The 16,602-nt window shown below is 65.0% G+C and carries 14 protein-coding genes; 8 read left to right on the top strand and 6 right to left on the bottom strand.

Annotation, left to right across the window (positions count from 1 at the left end; all coding sequences use genetic code 11):
- Window positions 1–47: 47 nt before the first annotated feature.
- Together DM872_RS27885 and DM872_RS27890 are read right to left on the bottom strand one after the other, a co-directional pair.
- Window positions 48–923 (bottom strand): SDR family NAD(P)-dependent oxidoreductase, encoded by an 876-nt coding sequence (locus DM872_RS27885; RefSeq protein WP_179062435.1) that lies wholly within the window; start codon window positions 921–923, stop codon window positions 48–50.
- A 93-nt stretch (window positions 924–1,016) separates the two neighbouring features.
- Window positions 1,017–2,018, bottom strand: a complete 1,002-nt coding sequence (locus DM872_RS27890; RefSeq protein WP_179062436.1) for a helix-turn-helix domain-containing protein — start codon at window positions 2,016–2,018, stop codon at window positions 1,017–1,019.
- A 107-nt stretch (window positions 2,019–2,125) separates the two neighbouring features.
- Between DM872_RS27890 and DM872_RS27895 the strand changes: the two genes are divergently transcribed.
- Window positions 2,126–2,467 carry a hypothetical protein gene (locus tag DM872_RS27895; protein WP_179062437.1) on the top strand — a complete coding sequence of 114 codons (342 nt, stop codon included), beginning with the start codon at window positions 2,126–2,128 and terminating at the stop codon, window positions 2,465–2,467.
- Entirely contained in the window at window positions 2,457–3,050 is a 594-nt protein-coding gene (locus DM872_RS27900; RefSeq protein ID WP_179062438.1) for a Dabb family protein, read from the top strand. Before DM872_RS27895 ends, DM872_RS27900 begins: the two co-directional genes overlap by 11 nt.
- Window positions 3,051–3,256: 206 nt before the next feature.
- On the opposite strand, the gene motB is transcribed toward DM872_RS27900, so the two are convergent.
- Entirely contained in the window at window positions 3,257–4,306 is a 1,050-nt protein-coding gene (gene motB, locus DM872_RS27905) for a flagellar motor protein MotB (protein WP_179062439.1), read from the bottom strand.
- A gap of 10 nt (window positions 4,307–4,316) precedes the next feature.
- Complete coding sequence (gene motA / locus DM872_RS27910) at window positions 4,317–5,168, bottom strand: flagellar motor stator protein MotA (RefSeq protein ID WP_077523762.1); 852 nt, start codon at window positions 5,166–5,168, stop codon at window positions 4,317–4,319.
- Between the two features lie 117 nt (window positions 5,169–5,285).
- Between motA and DM872_RS27915 the strand changes: the two genes are divergently transcribed.
- From DM872_RS27915 to DM872_RS27935, 5 genes are all read left to right on the top strand, one after another.
- Window positions 5,286–6,809 carry an HDOD domain-containing protein gene (locus DM872_RS27915; RefSeq protein ID WP_179062440.1) on the top strand — a complete coding sequence of 508 codons (1,524 nt, stop codon included), beginning with the start codon at window positions 5,286–5,288 and terminating at the stop codon, window positions 6,807–6,809.
- A 45-nt stretch (window positions 6,810–6,854) separates the two neighbouring features.
- On the top strand, window positions 6,855–7,670 hold the full coding sequence (gene rhdA / locus DM872_RS27920) for a thiosulfate sulfurtransferase (protein WP_179062441.1): 816 nt from the start codon (window positions 6,855–6,857) through the stop codon (window positions 7,668–7,670).
- Between the two features lie 22 nt (window positions 7,671–7,692).
- A complete protein-coding gene (gene asd / locus DM872_RS27925; RefSeq protein ID WP_179062442.1) occupies window positions 7,693–8,556 on the top strand; it encodes an archaetidylserine decarboxylase in 864 nt (287 codons plus the stop codon).
- Window positions 8,557–8,745: 189 nt separating this feature from the next.
- Window positions 8,746–10,572, top strand: coding sequence for a molecular chaperone (locus DM872_RS27930; RefSeq protein WP_179062443.1), 1,827 nt, complete (start codon window positions 8,746–8,748; stop codon window positions 10,570–10,572).
- 59 nt (window positions 10,573–10,631) lie between these two features.
- Entirely contained in the window at window positions 10,632–12,701 is a 2,070-nt protein-coding gene (locus DM872_RS27935; RefSeq protein WP_179062444.1) for an EAL domain-containing response regulator, read from the top strand.
- Between the two features lie 56 nt (window positions 12,702–12,757).
- Here the strand turns inward: DM872_RS27935 and serB are convergent, their stop codons facing one another.
- Window positions 12,758–13,972, bottom strand: a complete 1,215-nt coding sequence (gene serB, locus DM872_RS27940; RefSeq protein ID WP_179062445.1) for a phosphoserine phosphatase SerB — start codon at window positions 13,970–13,972, stop codon at window positions 12,758–12,760.
- Window positions 13,973–14,108: 136 nt separating this feature from the next.
- On the opposite strand from serB, the gene DM872_RS27945 reads away from it, so the two are divergent.
- Window positions 14,109–15,647, top strand: a complete 1,539-nt coding sequence (locus DM872_RS27945) for an AhpA/YtjB family protein (protein WP_179062446.1) — start codon at window positions 14,109–14,111, stop codon at window positions 15,645–15,647.
- Window positions 15,648–15,849: 202 nt separating this feature from the next.
- On the opposite strand, the gene DM872_RS27950 is transcribed toward DM872_RS27945, so the two are convergent.
- Window positions 15,850–16,560, bottom strand: a complete 711-nt coding sequence (locus tag DM872_RS27950; RefSeq protein WP_179062564.1) for a PqiC family protein — start codon at window positions 16,558–16,560, stop codon at window positions 15,850–15,852.
- Window positions 16,561–16,602: the final 42 nt, after the last annotated feature.

Genomic DNA, 16,602 nt, shown 5'->3' on the forward strand with positions numbered 1-16,602 from the left:
CGCAAAAGCCGCGTAAGGCGCGGCTTCTGCTCGGCATCCGCTAGGCGTCAGCCCGACACAGCCTCGATACCGGGATGCGCATAGGGTGGGAGGACGGGCGCCGGCAGGGTCTCGACACCGTCCAGGGAGTGGACGGTCAGCCCGGCGGAGAGCGGGAAGTGCAGACTGTGGGTGAGCAGTCCGGTGCGTTCCCGGGCAGGTAGGTGACAGAGCGCCAGCGCCGTCTCGGCCAGGTATTCCACCCGCTCGGTGGGGTACTCGGCCGGGATATAACGGGCGGCACCCGGCGTGAGAATCGCGGTACTCGGCGCAACCAGGTTGACCGCGATGTTATCGGCTTCCAGCTCGGCGGCCAGCCCCTGGGTGAAGCGCGCTAGAGCAGCCTTGGCCGCGGCATAGACACTGATACCGCCTACCCGGGCGAAGTCGTCGTAGGGTTTCAGCGGCGGCAGGGCGGTGACCGAGCCCAGGTTGACTATCCAGCCGGCGCCGCGCGGGCGCATCAGTGGGATCGCAGCCTTGCAGAGGGCAAAGGGAATGCGCAGGTAGTGGTCCAGCGTGCGTTCGTACACCTCCAGCGGCATGTCCTCCACGCGACTGTAGTCCGCCACTCCGGCATTGTTCACCAGGATGTCCAGCCCGCCTGCCAGCTGCGCCGCGCGGGCCGGCAGCGCATCGCGCTCGGCTGCGTTGCACAGGTCCACGGCGAGCGGGATGGCGCGGCCACCAGCCTGCTCGATCAGGCCCACCGTTTCGGCCAGGGTGCCGCTCATGCTCGCCGAGTGCTCCTGGCTGCGCGCCGCGACCACCACAGTGGCGCCTGCGGAGGCGAGACGCTGGGCGATGGCGCGGCCGATGCCGCGGCTGGCACCGGTCACCAGTGCGACCTTGCCGGCGAGTTCGGGCTTGCGGGAATGGGACATGGTTCATCTCCTCAGGGATTGGATGAACCGATTGTGTGAGGTCCGCCTGCGGACAACCGTCGCTCTGTCACTCAACACGCGCTACCGGATCGCTCACTGCGCGTTTCGGTAACGGCTGGGTGGATGGCCCGTCAGCCGCACCATCGCACGGCGCATCGCGGCGGCGTTGCTGAACCCCAGATAACCGGCTACCCGCTCGATAGGCCACTCGGTATTGCGCAGGTAATGTTTCGCCGCTTCCAGCAGGCAGGCCTCGCGCAGGGCGCGGTAGCCAGTGCCTTCGGCGTGCAGCCGGCGGCGCAGCGTGGCCACGCTGAGGGACAGCGCGGCGCCGAGTTCCTGCTGGGTCGGCAGCGGCGCCTGCCGCGCCAGGGCGGCATCGATGAAACTGCGCACCTGCTGGGCCAGCGGAACCTGCGAGGCCGGCTCGCCGGCCGCCAGGCGAAAGGGGAAGTCCACCAGGAAGGCCTCGAGCTCCGCAGGCCGGCGCCGCACCGGACGCGCCAGCAGCGCGGCGTCGAAGACGAAACCGTAGGTCGGTTGCCCGACCTCCACGGGGCGGTCGAACAGGCTGAGGAAGGGAATGGCGTCCTCGCGGTTCGGATGGCCGATAAAGTTGCGCAGCGGGCGGATGGGTTCGCCGATCAGCCAGGTGAACAAGCGCTGGTAGAACAGCAGCCCGGTGACATCCACCAGGCAGGCCGCCGGGCTGTGCCGGCGGCGCAGCGAGTCCATGCGAAAAACCGCGGCGCCCTGATCGGTGGAAAGGCTCAACGCCCCCGCTCGCGGGTTCAGCATCGAGCAGAAGTCGGCGGCGCAGTGGATGGCATCGGCCAAGGTCCGGCAGCTCAGCAGACAGCGGCAGAGCAAGTCCACCTCGCGCTTACGCATCGGTGGGTGGCCGTCGCCCTGGGCAACCTGGGCCTCCAAGTGCTCGATGGCCGAACGGTACAGCGTGGCGAATGCGCCGGCGGACAGGTGCCCGGCCGCGTCGGCCATTGCCGCGCTGTCGGCACCGCTGCGGCGCAACTCGTCCAGCAGCCGGGTACCAAGGCCCGGGGCGGGTGGAACTTCGGCGGAACGGGATCGCGGCATACAGCCCAGCCTGAGCGTTCTAATGGCGTTGGGTGATCGGTCGGGTAGCGGTCCGACCGGGTATGAGCATGCAAGATGTCCATCGAATTTGGCAAAGGGCCCGATCGATGATTCACCTTCTTGACGAACTCACCCTCGACGCCAGCGACGTGAAACAGGTGCTGGCGCTGCTCGACGAGGAATTGCTGCCGGGCCGAGCGGAGCCCATTCCGCACCTGCTCAACCGCTGGGTCTCGCCGCCGGTGGTGGTGCCGGGTGTGTCCACCACGCTCTGGCTGCTCTGGCAGGTACCCGATCCGCCGGCCTATTACCGGATGCGCGGCAACCCCGGTTCGACGCCAGCCGTCTGGCCGAAGCTGGACCGTCTCTGCCACCAGCGGCAGCGCCACATCCTGACTGACGCGGAGGCGGTGCTGCCGCTGCCGGGGGAGTTCGATCATGCCGGCTGAAGTCGCTCAGGTTTACCTCGCTGGCGATGCCGACCAGCCCGCGTTCGAGCAGGCCCTGGTGCGCTGGTGCCAGTCCCATCCCGGTGCCTTCGGCGGCCGCAATCTGTCGGGCTGCTGGGGCGCGGGGGACTTCAGCGTCGAGTCGCGCGGGAACGGTTTGGCCAGTCTTGAAGACTTGCCCGGCGTAGCGTGGGTGGATCGGCTCGGCCATAGGCGCATCGGCGGCGGCACCCGAGCACCAGGCCTGACCGGCGGTGTCCTGCGCACCTTGCTGCTCCGGGTGCGTACGGATGTCGCGGCTAGTCAGGTGGAGGCGCTGGAGCGCGAACTGCTGGCCATGCCCAACTACATGGCGGGCATCCGCAACTGGCAACTCGGCCGCGTCACCTCCGACAGCAGCTGGACCCACGTCTGGCAGCAGGAATTCGCCGAGGTGGGTGACCTGCATGGCGAATACCTGATGCACCCCTACCACTGGGGCTGGGTCGACCGCTGGTTCGACCCGGCATTCCCCGAGTGGACGGTCGAGGCCATCTGCCATGCGTACTGCCCGCTGCCGGCGAGCATCCTCGCGGCGGACTGAGCGAGCGCCGCGCAGCAGTCGCCACGGACGGCGATTATTCAACCCGGCGCGGCCTGCGCACGGCGGCGACCTGCAGCCACATGCCCAGCGGCGAGGCGCTGGGCCGGGTGGAAGTTCTATCGCGGGCTTTGACTGACCGGCGGCAAGACGGGACACAGCCATAAAAAAGGCCACGCATTGCGTGGCCTTTCAGTTTCTCGGATGGATCACTGCCCTTTGGGCTCGTCCATCTTCAGCACGCCATCCTCGAAGATATTCAGCTTCTCCCGCAGTTCACGCGGCTGGGTGGGCACTGCCGGCTCGTTCGCTGGCGCTTCCGGCGCTACACCTCCGCTGGCGGGCGGTTCGGGCTGCACCGGCGGCTCTTCAGGCTTGGCTGCATCGCCCTGCTCGCCCTCGATGGCGCGCTGGGCCTTCTTGGTCAGGACGATGATGTCGATACGGCGGTTCACGGGGTTGAACGGGTCCTTGCGGTCGAACAACGCCGACGACGCATAACCCACCACCCGCGCCACCTGCTCGTCCGGGTAACCACCGGCGATCAGGGTCCGGCGCGCAGCGTTGGCACGACCGGCGGAAAGCTCCCAGTTGCCGAACTCACCATCCCCCGCATAGGGCTTGGCGTCGGTATGCCCACTGATGCTGATCTTGTTCGGCACCGCCTTGATGGTCTCGGCGAGGATCAGCAGGATGTCTTCGAAGTACGGCTGCAGGCGCGCGCTGCCGAGGTCGAACATGGGCCGATTGGCCGCGTCCATGATCTGGATACGCAGACCGTCCTGGGTGATCTCGAAGAGGATCTGGTCCTTGAACTTGCGCAGTTCGGGGTTCTCTTCGACTTTGTTCTGCAACTCCTGCAGCAACAATTCCAGGCGTTCCCGCTCGATCTGGTCGGCCAGTGTTTCCACCTGACTGGCATCCACCGGCGCCTTTTCCGTGGAATCGATCGCCGAATCCTGGGAGTCGGGGGCGTCCTTCAACTCCGGATTGAGCGTGCGGTCAGGTGCAGGCGTCGGCGTACCACCCAGGTCGATGACATAAGGACTGGCGCTTTCGGTGAAGCCAATGGGGTCCTTGAAGTAGCCGGAAATGGCCTTCTTCTGTTCCGGAGTGGCCGACGACATCAGCCACAGCACCAGGAAGAAGGCCATCATCGCGGTGGCGAAGTCGGCGAAGGCGATCTTCCATGCGCCGCCGTGATGCCCGGCGGCGTAGCGCTTGACGCGCTTGACGATGATGGGCTGATTGTTCTCCATGACTCAGCCTTCAGCTGCCGCGTACGGCCTGCTCCAGCTCGCTGAAGCTCGGACGGTGGGCCGGGAACAGCGTCTTGCGGCCGAACTCCACTGCCAGAGACGGCGGCATGCCTGAAGCCGAGGCTACCAGGCAGGCCTTGATGGACTCGAACACGTTCAATTCCTCGCGAGCGTCATGCTCCAGCGACACTGCCAGCGGGCCGAAGAAGCCGTAAGCCGCGAGAATACCGAGGAAGGTACCCACCAGCGCCGCCCCCACGTGCTGGCCCAGCGCTGCCTGCTCGGCCTCGCCCAGCATGGCCATGGTGACCACGATGCCGAGTACCGCCGCGACGATACCGAAACCCGGCAGGCCGTCGGCGATGCGGTTGACCGCGTGGGCCGGGTGCTCCAGTTCTTCCTTCAGGCTGGCCAGCTCCATGTCGAACAGGCCTTCCAGTTCGTGGGGCGCCATGTTGCCGGAGGACATGATGCGCAAGTAGTCGCATATATAGGCAGTCATTCGCTCATCCTTGAGGATGCCGGGATACTTGCTGAAGATCGGACTGGCGGGAGCGTCTTCGATGTCGGCCTCGATGGCCATCATCCCTTCGCGACGGCTCTTGTTGAGGATTTCGTAGAGCAGCCGCAACACTTCCAGGTAGAACCCGTGAGTGAAGCGGGAACCGAACATCTTCAGCGACTTCTTGAACACGATCATTGTCGTGCTGCCAGGGTTGGCCTGCAGGAATGCACCCAGCGCAGCACCGCCGATGATCATCACCTCGAAGGGTTGGATCAGCGCGGCGATCTTGCCGTGGGACAGGATGTATCCGCCGAGCACGCTGGCGAATACGACGATGATGCCGATGATTTTTGCCATAGGAAGGGAGCTTGAAGAGTCAGTAGAAAGGGTTATGAAAAGAGCCCCTTCTAATTATCGGAAGATATGCGCCAGACTATAGCCTGTTCAGGCGAAAAGCCAGATTGGCGGCCCCCTATGTCAACCGCAAAGCCCATGCCACGCAGCCTCGAAGGCTGGATCAAGCACCTCGATGGGGTTCGCCTGCCCGTTCCCGCCGCCGCCCACGAAAGTGTCCGCCGTGCCTTGGGCGACAACCGCCGCTCCCTGCGCGAGATCGCCGATCTCACCCAGGACAGCCCCGCCCTCGCCCTCAGCCTGCTGCGCGAGGCCAACGCCAGCGCCAATATGCTGAGCAGCCCCGCGGAAAGTCTGGAAGTCGCCCTGAGCCGACTCGGCCTGAAACGCGCGGAAGTGCTGCTCAATCGCCTGCCCGCTGTGCCCGAAGAAGAAATTCCCCACGGCCTGCGGCAACTGCAATTGATCAGCCAGCACGCCGCCCAGCAGGCCAACGGTCTGTTCGCCGCCCGCCTGGCCCGCCTCTGGCAGGAAATCCATTGGTGCAGCCTGCTGTTCCTTTCTCCCCTGTGGCCGTTGCTGGCCAGCCACCCGGAACTCCTCGATACCTGGGAGAAACGCGTGCTGGGCGAAGGCGAGCCGGCCCGCAAGGTCGAACGCGAGTTGCTCGGCGTGCCGCTGCTGCGCCTCTGCCAAGCGCTGGCCACGCACTGGAAGCTGCCTGACTGGATCATCCAGGGCTATCGCCTGCTGAACGAGGACCGCCGCCTACTGGTGCAGGCCTTGCACATCGCCCGCGACAATGAACATCCGCTGCACCAGCAGCAGCAACTGGACAGCAACCCAACCCTGGCTCGCTGGCTGACCCAGCCGGGCAATACCGTTCTGCTGGCCAACGGCCTGGCGATGTCCGCCCATGTCGGCTGGGGCGACGGGCACAGCCTGCGCTGGCAGCGTCTCACCGGCTTGTTCATGAAGGTGCCGCTCGCCGAACTGCAACAGCAGGTCCACCAACATGCAGCGCAGAGTGGGCGCCTGCATGGCCGCAGCGACCTCTGGCACCCCGCCGAAGCCCTGCTCTGGCCCTGGAACCAGCATCGCCTCAAACGCGAACCGGCCACCGCACCGCCGCCTAACAGCGCCGAACTGGAAGACTGGCGCCGGTTCTGCGGTGAACTGCTCCGCGACCCCAGCCCCTTCACCAACGTCGTGCAGCTCGCCGCATGCGCGCGGGACGCCCTGCAAAGCGGGGGCATGCGCCGTGTCCTGCTGTTGCTGGCTGACCGCAATCACAACCGCTTGCTCGCCCAGAACCAGGCGGGGTTGCCGAAAGAAGCCAACGGCCTGCAACTGGACCCCAGCCAGAGCCAGCTGCTGCGGCGCTTGCTGGCGCAACCCGGTCAGCTGCGCCTGGGGCCTGACAACATGGCGCAATTCTCCGCGCTGTTACCCGGCCAGCTGAAAAGCCTGTTCCCGGGCCATCACATCCTGCTCCGCTCCATTGCCGTGAATGGCCGGGTGGTCATGCTGGTGGTGGCCGACCAGGACGGGGCCCCCTTTGCCGAACTCAGCCTGCGCGCCTTCGCCAAGACCGCGCAGTGCATTGAGCGCGCCCTCTCCAGCTTCGCCAGCCGCGGTCGCTAGGCTTTCCTATACAATCTGCCACTTTGCCCATTACTGGAGGCTTCCATGTCCGCCTTCTCCAACCTGCCGCTGGTGATCGAACCGGCCGAGCTGGCGCCCCTGCTTGGTGCCAACGAGCTGATCCTGGTCGACCTCACCAGTGCCGCCCGTTACGCGGCGGGCCATGTTCCGGGCGCTCGATTCGTCGATCCTAAGCGCACCCAGCTCGGCCAGCCGCCGGCACCGGGCCTGCTGCCCGCCAAGGCCGACCTCGAAGCACTGTTCGGCGAACTGGGTCATCGCGCCGATGCCACCTATGTGGTCTACGACGATGAAGGTGGCGGCTGGGCCGGCCGCTTCATCTGGCTGCTCGATGTCATCGGCCATCAGCGTTACCACTACCTGGACGGCGGCCTGCACGCCTGGCTGGCCGAAGGCCGGGAAACCAGCGATGTCGTTCCGGCTGCGGTCGGCGCCCCGATTCCCTTGACCTTGCATGACGAGCCCACCGCCACTCGCGAGTACATCCAGAGCCGCCTCGGCGCCGCCGACCTGGCCATCTGGGACGCCCGCGGCCCCGGCGAATACAACGGCACCAAGGTGCTGGCCGCCAAGGGCGGGCATATCCCCGGCGCGGTCAACTTCGAGTGGACCGCTGGCATGGACCCGGCACGCGCCATGCGAATTCGCAGCGATATGGCCGAGATCCTCCAGTCCCTGGGCATTACCCCGGACAAGGAAATCGTCACCCATTGCCAGACGCACCACCGCTCGGGCTTCACCTACCTGGTCGCCAAGGCCCTGGGCTACCCGCGCGTGAAAGGCTACGCCGGCTCGTGGTCCGAGTGGGGCAACCATCCGGACACCCCGGTCGAGCTCTGAAGCTCCCCATCAAGGAAAACCAATGAAAGAACGCCTCTTCATCATCAGCCAGTACCTGCTGCCGCATAACCTGATTTCGCGCCTGGCCGGCTGCATCGCCGAGTGCCGCGTGCCCTGGTTCAAGAATGCCTTCACCGCCTGGTTCGCCAAGCGCTACCAGGTGAACATGGGCGAAGCGCTGGTCGAGGACCTCACCGCCTACCAGCACTTCAACGATTTCTTCACCCGTGCGCTGAAGCCTGGTGCCCGCCCGCTGGACGAAACCCCCGGCGCCATCCTCTGCCCGGCCGACGGCGCCATCAGCCAGATCGGCCCGATCGAGCACGGCCGCTGCTTCCAGGCCAAGGGGCACAGCTTCAGCGTGCTCGAACTGCTGGGCGGCGACGCTGATCGCTCTGCGCCCTTCATGGGCGGCGAGTTCGCCACGGTGTACCTGTCGCCCAAGGACTACCACCGCGTGCATGCGCCCTTGGGTGGAACCCTGCGGGAAATGGTCTACGTGCCTGGCCGTCTGTTCTCGGTGAACCAGAGCACCGCCGAAAACGTGCCCGAACTGTTCGCCCGCAACGAGCGTGTCGTGTGCATCTTCGACACCGAACGCGGCCCGATGGCCGTGGTGCTGGTGGGGGCGATGATCGTCGCTTCGATCGAAACCACCTGGGCCGGCCTGGTCACCCCGCCCAAGCGCGAACTGAAAACCTTCAGCTACGACGAAAACGCGCGCGCACCCATCACGCTGGAGAAGGGTGATGAGATCGGCCGCTTCAAGCTGGGCTCCACCGCCATCGTCCTGTTCGGGCCGGATCAGGTGAATTGGGCCGAAAGTGCCTGGCCCGGTAGCCCGGTACGCATGGGCCAACTGCTGGCCACGCCGAAGAGTGCCTGACCTGGCGCTGATCCCGGTCGAACCGCTGGGTTCGATCGGGGTCGGATCAGGAATGCGGCACAGGTCCACCGGAATCTGCCAACGCCTCTACAGCCCGGCCATGGATAGGCTGCGACCGGCTAAAGATGCTGATAGAGTGCTGAGATTCAACCTTTTCCCCCGTATGAGAATTCGGAGAAACTGATCCGAATGGAGCACCAGAGCCCTCACCTGCTGTTGCGCGTACCAGCGCCTAGCAAACAGAGCCTGTCCTTCTGCGATGCCACCCCTCGTGAGCTGAAACGCTGGATCTCCCACCTGCCCAAGGCCAATCTCGGCGAGACAGCTCGCCAGCTTTATCAGGCACTGGTGGAACTCAACCAATTCGTCACTCCGACCGAAAACCGCCTGCAACTGCTGGAACTGATGCGGCCTGAGGTGCACTTCGTCTGCCAGCACCTGGAACGCCACTTCCTCGGCCAGTCGATCGTCCTGGATGAACGTCCGCGCAAAGTCGCCAACCTCTGCCAGGCCCTGCAGAACCATCTGGCGATCGGTTACAAACTGATCATCGTGCAGGAATCGCCTCGCCCGACCCGCGACCGCGAGCGCGCCCAGTTCCTCGCCATCGCCCTGCAGCGCGCAGTGCACAGCCTGAACGGCCCCCTCATTCGCTCCAGCCAGCTTTATTGCCCAGTTCCCGAAGGCCTCTGGCTGGAACTGCACCAGCTCTACCAACTGGCCCAAAGCCGTCAGCTCCACCGCGTGACCGTGCGCGACCCGCTCGCCCGCCATACCGCTGGGCTGAGCGTCGAGCAGACCTACCTGGTCGCCCTGCTGCTGGGTTGCGCCCGCTGCAACCAGATGCGCCAGAACGGTATCGCGCGTCTCGCGGAAATTCTCGAACCCTGGAGCGCACTGGTACGACTGCAGACGGCGGAACTGCCTTCCAGCCTCTTCGCCGTGGCGCCGCAGCTCGACGGCCCGCCCCGCTACAAGTCGTTGTTCCAGGAAGTCGAACCGCGCACCTTGCTCGGCCTCGATCCGCTGCCGCTGGTGGATGCCATCAAGGAATACCTGCTGCTGCCGGCCGAGCAGCGCAACCAATCGCGCCTGCCGATGGCCGAGGGCCTGACCCTCGACCTCCTGCAGCATGTGAGTTCGGCCTGGGGCGACATTTCCGAGCGCACCTTCCAGCGCAATCCCGGCCAGGGCAGCCTGACCCTGTGCATCGGCATGAGTGCGCTGCACTTCTTCCTCGCTGGCAGCCGCCCCTTCAGCGAAGTGCTCAAGCTGCAGGAAGAGATTGGCCAGGCAGTGTTCGATATGGCTACCAAACAAACCGCCAAAGATATCTGGGCCAACGCTTTCGACGCCCAGCCCACGCAAGGTTGGCAGCCGGGCATGCCGCTGGAAGAAATCGAGTACTCCAGGCCTGCGACTGAGAGCGGTGCCCCGCCGCCCCAGAGCAGTAGCGCACCGGAAAGCTATCCGACATTCAATGTCGCCGTGGTCAACCACAGCCCGGGCGGCTACTGCCTGAGCTGGCCGAAGGAAGTTCCCAGCCAGTTGCAGGCCGGCGAACTGCTCGGTGTGCAGGACGCACCCGGCCAGGGCTGGAGCATCGCCGCCGTACGCTGGATTCGCCAGGTACGCGGTGGTGGCACGCAGATGGGCATCGAACTGGTGGCACCCCAGGCGCAATCCTGTGGCGTGCTACTGCTGCGCAAGGGCGAGCAGAACAGTCACTACCTGCGAGCCCTGCTGCTCCCGGCCATCGGCGCCATTTCCCGCCCCGCCACCCTGATCACTCCGCGACTACCCTTCCAGGAAGGCAACAAGGTGCAGATCAATCTGCATGGCGACGAGCACCGTGCCGTCCTGACCCGGCGCCTCACCAGTACGGGCAGTTTCAACCAATTCGAGTACCGGACTTTCGAGCAGCCGACACCTCCACAGGGGAAGCCGGCCACCGGTTCGGGAACCCAGCCACAGGGTGGCGAGGAAGATTTTGACTCACTATGGAAGTCACTGTAGATTCCGGATTCACCACCATTCGTCGCCTATTCGCGCTCGTTCGGCGCTAAGCACAGGCCATGGCCATCGAAAAGAAAACGATCCGTCTGCTGATCCTGGAAGACTCGCAGAACGAAGCCGAGCGCCTGGTCAGCTTGTTCCGCAACGCCGGTCGCGCGACGCGAGTCCATCGCATCGTTTCCGCCGACGATCTCAATGAAGCTCTGCAGCAGAGCTGGGACCTCCTGATTGCCGCGCCAAGCAGCGAGCACCTGAGCCCCGGCGAAGCCCTCGGCAGCATTCGACGCCAGTCCAAGGACATCCCCTTCATCCAACTGGTGCAGGACAACGACTCCGACCTCATCACCGAGGCCCTGGCCCTGGGTGCGCAGGACGCCCTGCCCCAAGGCGAGGATGAACGGCTGGTACTGGTGGCCAACCGCGAGCTGGCCAACCTCGAGCAACGCCGCGCCCGTCGCGCCGCCGAGGTCAGCCTGCGGGAAGCGGAAAAACGCTGCCAGTTGCTGCTGGACAGCTCGGTCGACGCCATCGCCTACGTTCACGACGGCATGCACATCTATGCCAACCGCGCCTACGTGGAGATGTTCGGCTACGACGACGGCGACGAACTCGAAGGCATGCCGATGATCGACCTGATCGCTGGCGCCGACCAGGCCGGATTCAAGGACTTCCTGAAGAATTATCGAGAAGGCGAAGGCAGTGGCGAGCTCACCTGCAACGGCTGCAAGGTCGACGGCCAGAGCTTCCAGGCGCGCATGAACTTCTCCCCCGCCACCTACGATGGCGAGCCGTGTATCCAGGTGGTGATCCGCGCCGAAACCGACAGCACCGAACTGGAAGAGAAGCTTCGCGAGATCAGCAGCCAGGACCTGGTCACCGGCCTGTTCAACCGCTCCCACTTCAACGAGATGCTCGACGCCGCTGCCGAACGCGCAGTCAAGGCCAGCCAGCCATCGAGCCTCGCGTACATCCGCGTCGCACGCTATTCCAGCCTGCTGGCCGAAATCGGCATCGCCGGCGTCGACCTGCTGCTCACGGATCTCGCCAACCTGCTGCGCGCCCACTTCGCCGGCGATGCGCAACTCGCCCGCTATGGCGACGACGTCTTCAGTGTCCTGCAGCAGGGAATCTCGCCAGAACAGGCGGCAGAAGGACTGCACGGCCTGCTGAAGAAGATCGACATCCATCTGTTCGACGTCAGCAGCCGTACCGTGCAGCTCAACCTGTGCATCGGCGTTGCCGGTCTCAGTGAAACTACGCCGAAGGCCCAGGACGTGGTGGACCGCGCCCACCGCTGTGCCGACGAGCTGGGCGACGCGAACGGTCTCAAGCTTTACAACCCTGCCGATGAGCTCGCGGCGGCGGCCAACCGGGGCAGCCTCGTGGCCATGGTCCAGCAGGCCCTGGAGAACAACAGCTTCCGACTGCTGTTCCAGCCGATCATCAGCCTGCGCGGTGACAGTTTCGAGCACTACGAAGTTCTGCTGCGCCTGCTCAACCCGCAAGGCGCGGAAGTACCGCCAGTTGACTTCCTCGATGCGGCGAAGGACGCCGGCCTGGCCGAGAAGATCGACCGCTGGGTGATCCTCAATTCCATCAAGTTGCTCGCCGAGCACCGCACCAAGGGTCACAACACGCGGCTCTTCGTTCATCTCTCGGGCGCAAGCCTGCAGGACCAGACCCTGCTGCCCTGGCTCAGCGTGGCACTGAAAGCGGCGCGACTGCCGTCCGACGCGCTGATCTTCCAGTTCAGCGAACCGGATGCCATCGCCTACCTGAAACAAGCCAAGGCGCTGACCCAGGGTCTCGCCGAGCTGCACTGCCAAGTGGCGCTCAGCCAATTCGGCTGTGCCCTCAACCCGTTCAACACCCTCAAGCATCTCTCCATCGACTTCGTGAAAGTGGACGGTTCCTTCACCCAGGACCTCAGCCGCGCCGAGAACCAGGAAGTCCTCAAGACCTTGCTGGCCAGTCTGCATGCCCAGGCCAAGCTGACCATCGTGCCCTTCGTCGAGACCGCCAGCGTGCTGGCGACCCTCTGGCAGGCCGGCGTCAATTACATCCAGGGCTATTACCTGCAAGGGCCCAGCCAGGCGATGGACTACGACTTCTCGTCCGGCGACGAGTAACCCGCCTGCAACGAAAAAGCCGCCCGAAGGCGGCTTTTTCATGTCCAGCTGGACGATCAGTCCTTGCCGTCGCGGTCGCGGAAACCGAGCAGATAAAGGATGCCGTCCAGGCCGAGGGTGGAGATGGCCTGCTTGGCCGACTGCTTGACCAGGGGCTTGGCACGGAAGGCCACGCCCAGTCCCGCCAGCCCCAGCATCGGCAGGTCGTTGGCGCCATCGCCGACGGCGATCGTCTGCTCCAGACGCAAGCCTTCCTTCTGCGCCAGCTCGCGCAGCAGATCAGCCTTGCGCTGGGCGTCGACGATCGGCTCGATGGCCACGCCGGTCAGCTTGCCGTCGACGATCTGCAGTTCGTTGGCGAATACGTAGTCGATCCCGAGCTTTTCCTGCAGTTGCTTGGCGAAATAGCTGAAGCCGCCGGAGAGGATTGCAGTCTTGTAGCCCAGGCGCTTGAGCTCGGCGAACAGGGTTTCCGCCCCTTCGGTCAGGCGCAGGGAAGCACCTATTTCTTCCAGCACGTCCTCGGACAGCCCCTTGAGCAGCCCCAGGCGTTCCTTGAAGCTGGCGCGGAAGTCCAGCTCGCCACGCATGGCACGCTCGGTGATCTCGGCGACCTGCTCGCCCACGCCAGCGGCCTTGGCGAGTTCGTCGATCACCTCGGCCTCGATCAGGGTCGAATCCATGTCGAACACGGCCAGGCGGCGGTTGCGGCGGAACAGCGAGTCGCGCTGGAAGGCGATGTCGACATTCAGCTCCTGGGCCACGCTGAGGAATTCGGCGCGCAGGGCCACGGGGTCCGCCGGCTCGCCGCGAACGGAGAACTCGATGCAGCCCTTGCCTTGGTCAGCAGGCGTATCCAGCGGCATGCGACCCGACAGACGGTCGATGTGATCGATGTTGAGGCCGTACTTGGCGGTGATCGAGCTCACTCGCTGCAGCTGCTCCGCGGTGACCTTGCGGGTCAGCAGGGTGACGATATAGCGGCTCTTGCCCTGGCCATCGACCCACTGCTGGTAATCCGCTTCGGGAACCGGGGTGAAACGCACCTGCTGGTCCAGCTTGTAGGCGGTGAACAGCACGTCCTTCAGCACGGCCGAGGCCTCGGCGTTATCCGGGATTTCCACCAGGATGCCGAACGACAAGGTGTCGTGGATCACCGCCTGGCCGATATCCAGGATATTCACGCCGCCCTGGGCCAGAGCACCGGTAATGGCCGCGGTCAGGCCGGGGCGGTCCTCGCCAGTGATGTTGATCAGGACAATTTCGCGCAAGGCGCACCTCACTCAACGCATGAAAAGGCGCACATTCTACCCACTTTCGCAGCACTCGTAGCATGCCCGGCGCTTTGCCCTGCAAGGGGCGCTCGCTATACTGCGCCACAATTTCGTCCGAGAAGAGCCGCGCTCTGTGAACCGGCCCACGCCTGTCAAACCCGACAATTTCTTCCTGTTGATCTTCCACGCCCTGCGCCAGCGCCGCGTGCCGATCGCCCTGCGCATCGCCAGCCACAGCCTGCTCCTGGTGGCGCTGGCGCTGGTGATCTACGCCTGGGTCATGGGCATGCAGTTCAAGCAGGCCATGCAGCAGCAGGCCGACGCCCTGGGCCAGAGCCTGACGGCGCAGACCGCCGCATCCGCCACGGAGCTGCTGGTGTCCAACGACATCCTCAGCCTCAACGTGCTGCTGAATAACCTGGTGAAGAACCCGCTGGTGGCCCACGCTGCCATCTACAGCGTGGACAACCGCATCCTCGCAGAGGCCGGTTCACGCCCCAAGCAGGGCCTGCTGGGCGAGACCGAGGGCCTGTATTCCACCCCCATCACCTTCCAGGAAGTGATTGCCGGCCACCTGCGCCTGAGCCTGGACATGGAGCAGTTCCAGCAGCCCATGACCATCAGCCTGCAGAGCATGGGGCTGCTCAGCCTGATCCTGCTGGCGTTAACCCTGTCCCTGAGCCTGCGCCTCGGCCGCCATATCTCCACGCCGCTGCTGCAACTGCGGGTGTGGCTTCGTGACCCCGACGATCCCGCGCCGGGGGCCGGCCGCCAGGATGAAATCGGTGATCTCGCCCGCCAGCTGCAAGCCCGCCTCGTACCGGAAAAGCCGGAACCCGAGCCGGAGCTGGAGTCCATCCCCGAAATGGACTTTGCCGAGGCCGACGAAGACTACCTGGACGAAGAGCAAGACGAGCAGGACGAGCACGACGAACAGGATCACTTCGAAGTCCGCGACCTGCGTGACGACAGCTTCGACGGCGAAGACGAAACGCCGAGCAAGCTGTTCACCCCGGATGACGAAGACCCGTTCTCCGAGCTGCGCGAGGAATCGGCCGAGCCGACCCTGGCCCCCGCCCCAGTCGCAGAGCAAGAGCCCCAGAACAGTGCCGTCCTGGCCATCCAGCTGGGTGCACAGGACCAGTTGCGCCGCCTGCCGCGCACGCGCTTGATGGACCTGCTGCAACGCTATCGCGACTGCCTCGACCAGGCCGCCCGCCTTTATCACGGCCAGTTGCTGACCCTGAACGACGGCAGCAGCCTGATGCTGTTCCACAGCCAGGACGGCGGCGAGGACTACCTCACCCACGCCCTCTGCTGCGGCGAGCTCATGCGCGCCCTTGGCCACGCCCTGCAGATCGAGGTCGCCGACAGCGGCATCACCCTGCAACTGCAACTGGGTCTTACCCTGGGCGAAGACCTTTCCAGCCTCGGCCAGGGCGACCTCCTGCTCAACGACACTACCCAGAGCGCCCTGGCACTGAGCCAGCACAGCCGCAACCTGCTGCTGGTGGAGCGCGCCATCGCCGACGACGAACTGGTCCGTCAGCGCGCGCGCATCCGCGCCATCACCAGCCCGGAAGGTGCCTGCTGCGTCGAACGCCTGCTGGAACCCTATCCCTCGCTGCTTGAGCGCCAACTGGCACGTATGCATGAAGCCCGCGCACATTGAATGCACGAATGACGAAAAAGCCCGCTTGATGCGGGCTTTTTTGTAGCCGATGCCCTGACTTTCCAGAGTGAACAACGCTTCGCGAGCAGAGCTCGCTCCTACAGATAGCAAGGGTGCGGGGCGTCAGCTCAGCGGACTCAGGAAAACCGGACGATCAGACAGCAAAAAGCCCGCATTGAGCGGGCTTTTCACAATCCAGCGATCAGAAGCGGAACACTTCCACATCCGTGCGCACCGGAGCCGCCATGGGAATCTTCGGCGGCTGCGGTTCCTTGGCCTTTGCCGGGGCTGGCGCTGCAGGTTTGCGCGGCGCCTCGACAACGACCGGCTGGCCTTCCAGGGGTTTGACCGCAGCAGCCAGCTGCTCGGCCAGTTGTTGCAGCAATTTGCTCTGCGCGCGCACCTGGTCGGCAGCGGTACCGGCATGGGCCTCTTCCAGGCGCACCAGGCGGCTGTCACGCAGCTGACCGGCACGATCCAGCAGGCGCCATTGGGCTTCCAGCACAGCCGGGCGTTGCGGACCCGAGTCCAGTCGGCTGATGGTCAGCAGGACCTGCACTTCAGGTGTGAAACCAGGATTGCCCGGCGCCAGCACCAGGCGCTGGCTGTCCAGACGCCAGGACAGCTGACGCAGCAGTACCTGATCGATATCCGCTGCCAGACTGCCGGCCCAGCGACCATCCGGTGCGGCGGTCAGGGTGCCGTCGGCCTGGCGCTGCAGGAGGGTTTCGCGCTGAAGATAGTCGGCCACGGTCACCGGACCGAGCAGAACTTGCATCCCAGCCTTCTTGGAGGGCACCTCCGGGGTGCCCGCGTCCAGCTGGAACATCGGAATAGGGGGGCTATGTACGCAGCCAGTAAGCCCAAGCAGGCTCACCAGCATCAATGCCACGGGGAAACGCAAAGTCATCAATCTCACCCACGGCCGCCTTGTGGGCAGCCTGCAGTCGAATTC

It is taken from the genome of Pseudomonas taiwanensis (genome assembly GCF_013393345.1).
GTDB lineage: Bacteria > Pseudomonadota > Gammaproteobacteria > Pseudomonadales > Pseudomonadaceae > Metapseudomonas > Metapseudomonas resinovorans_C.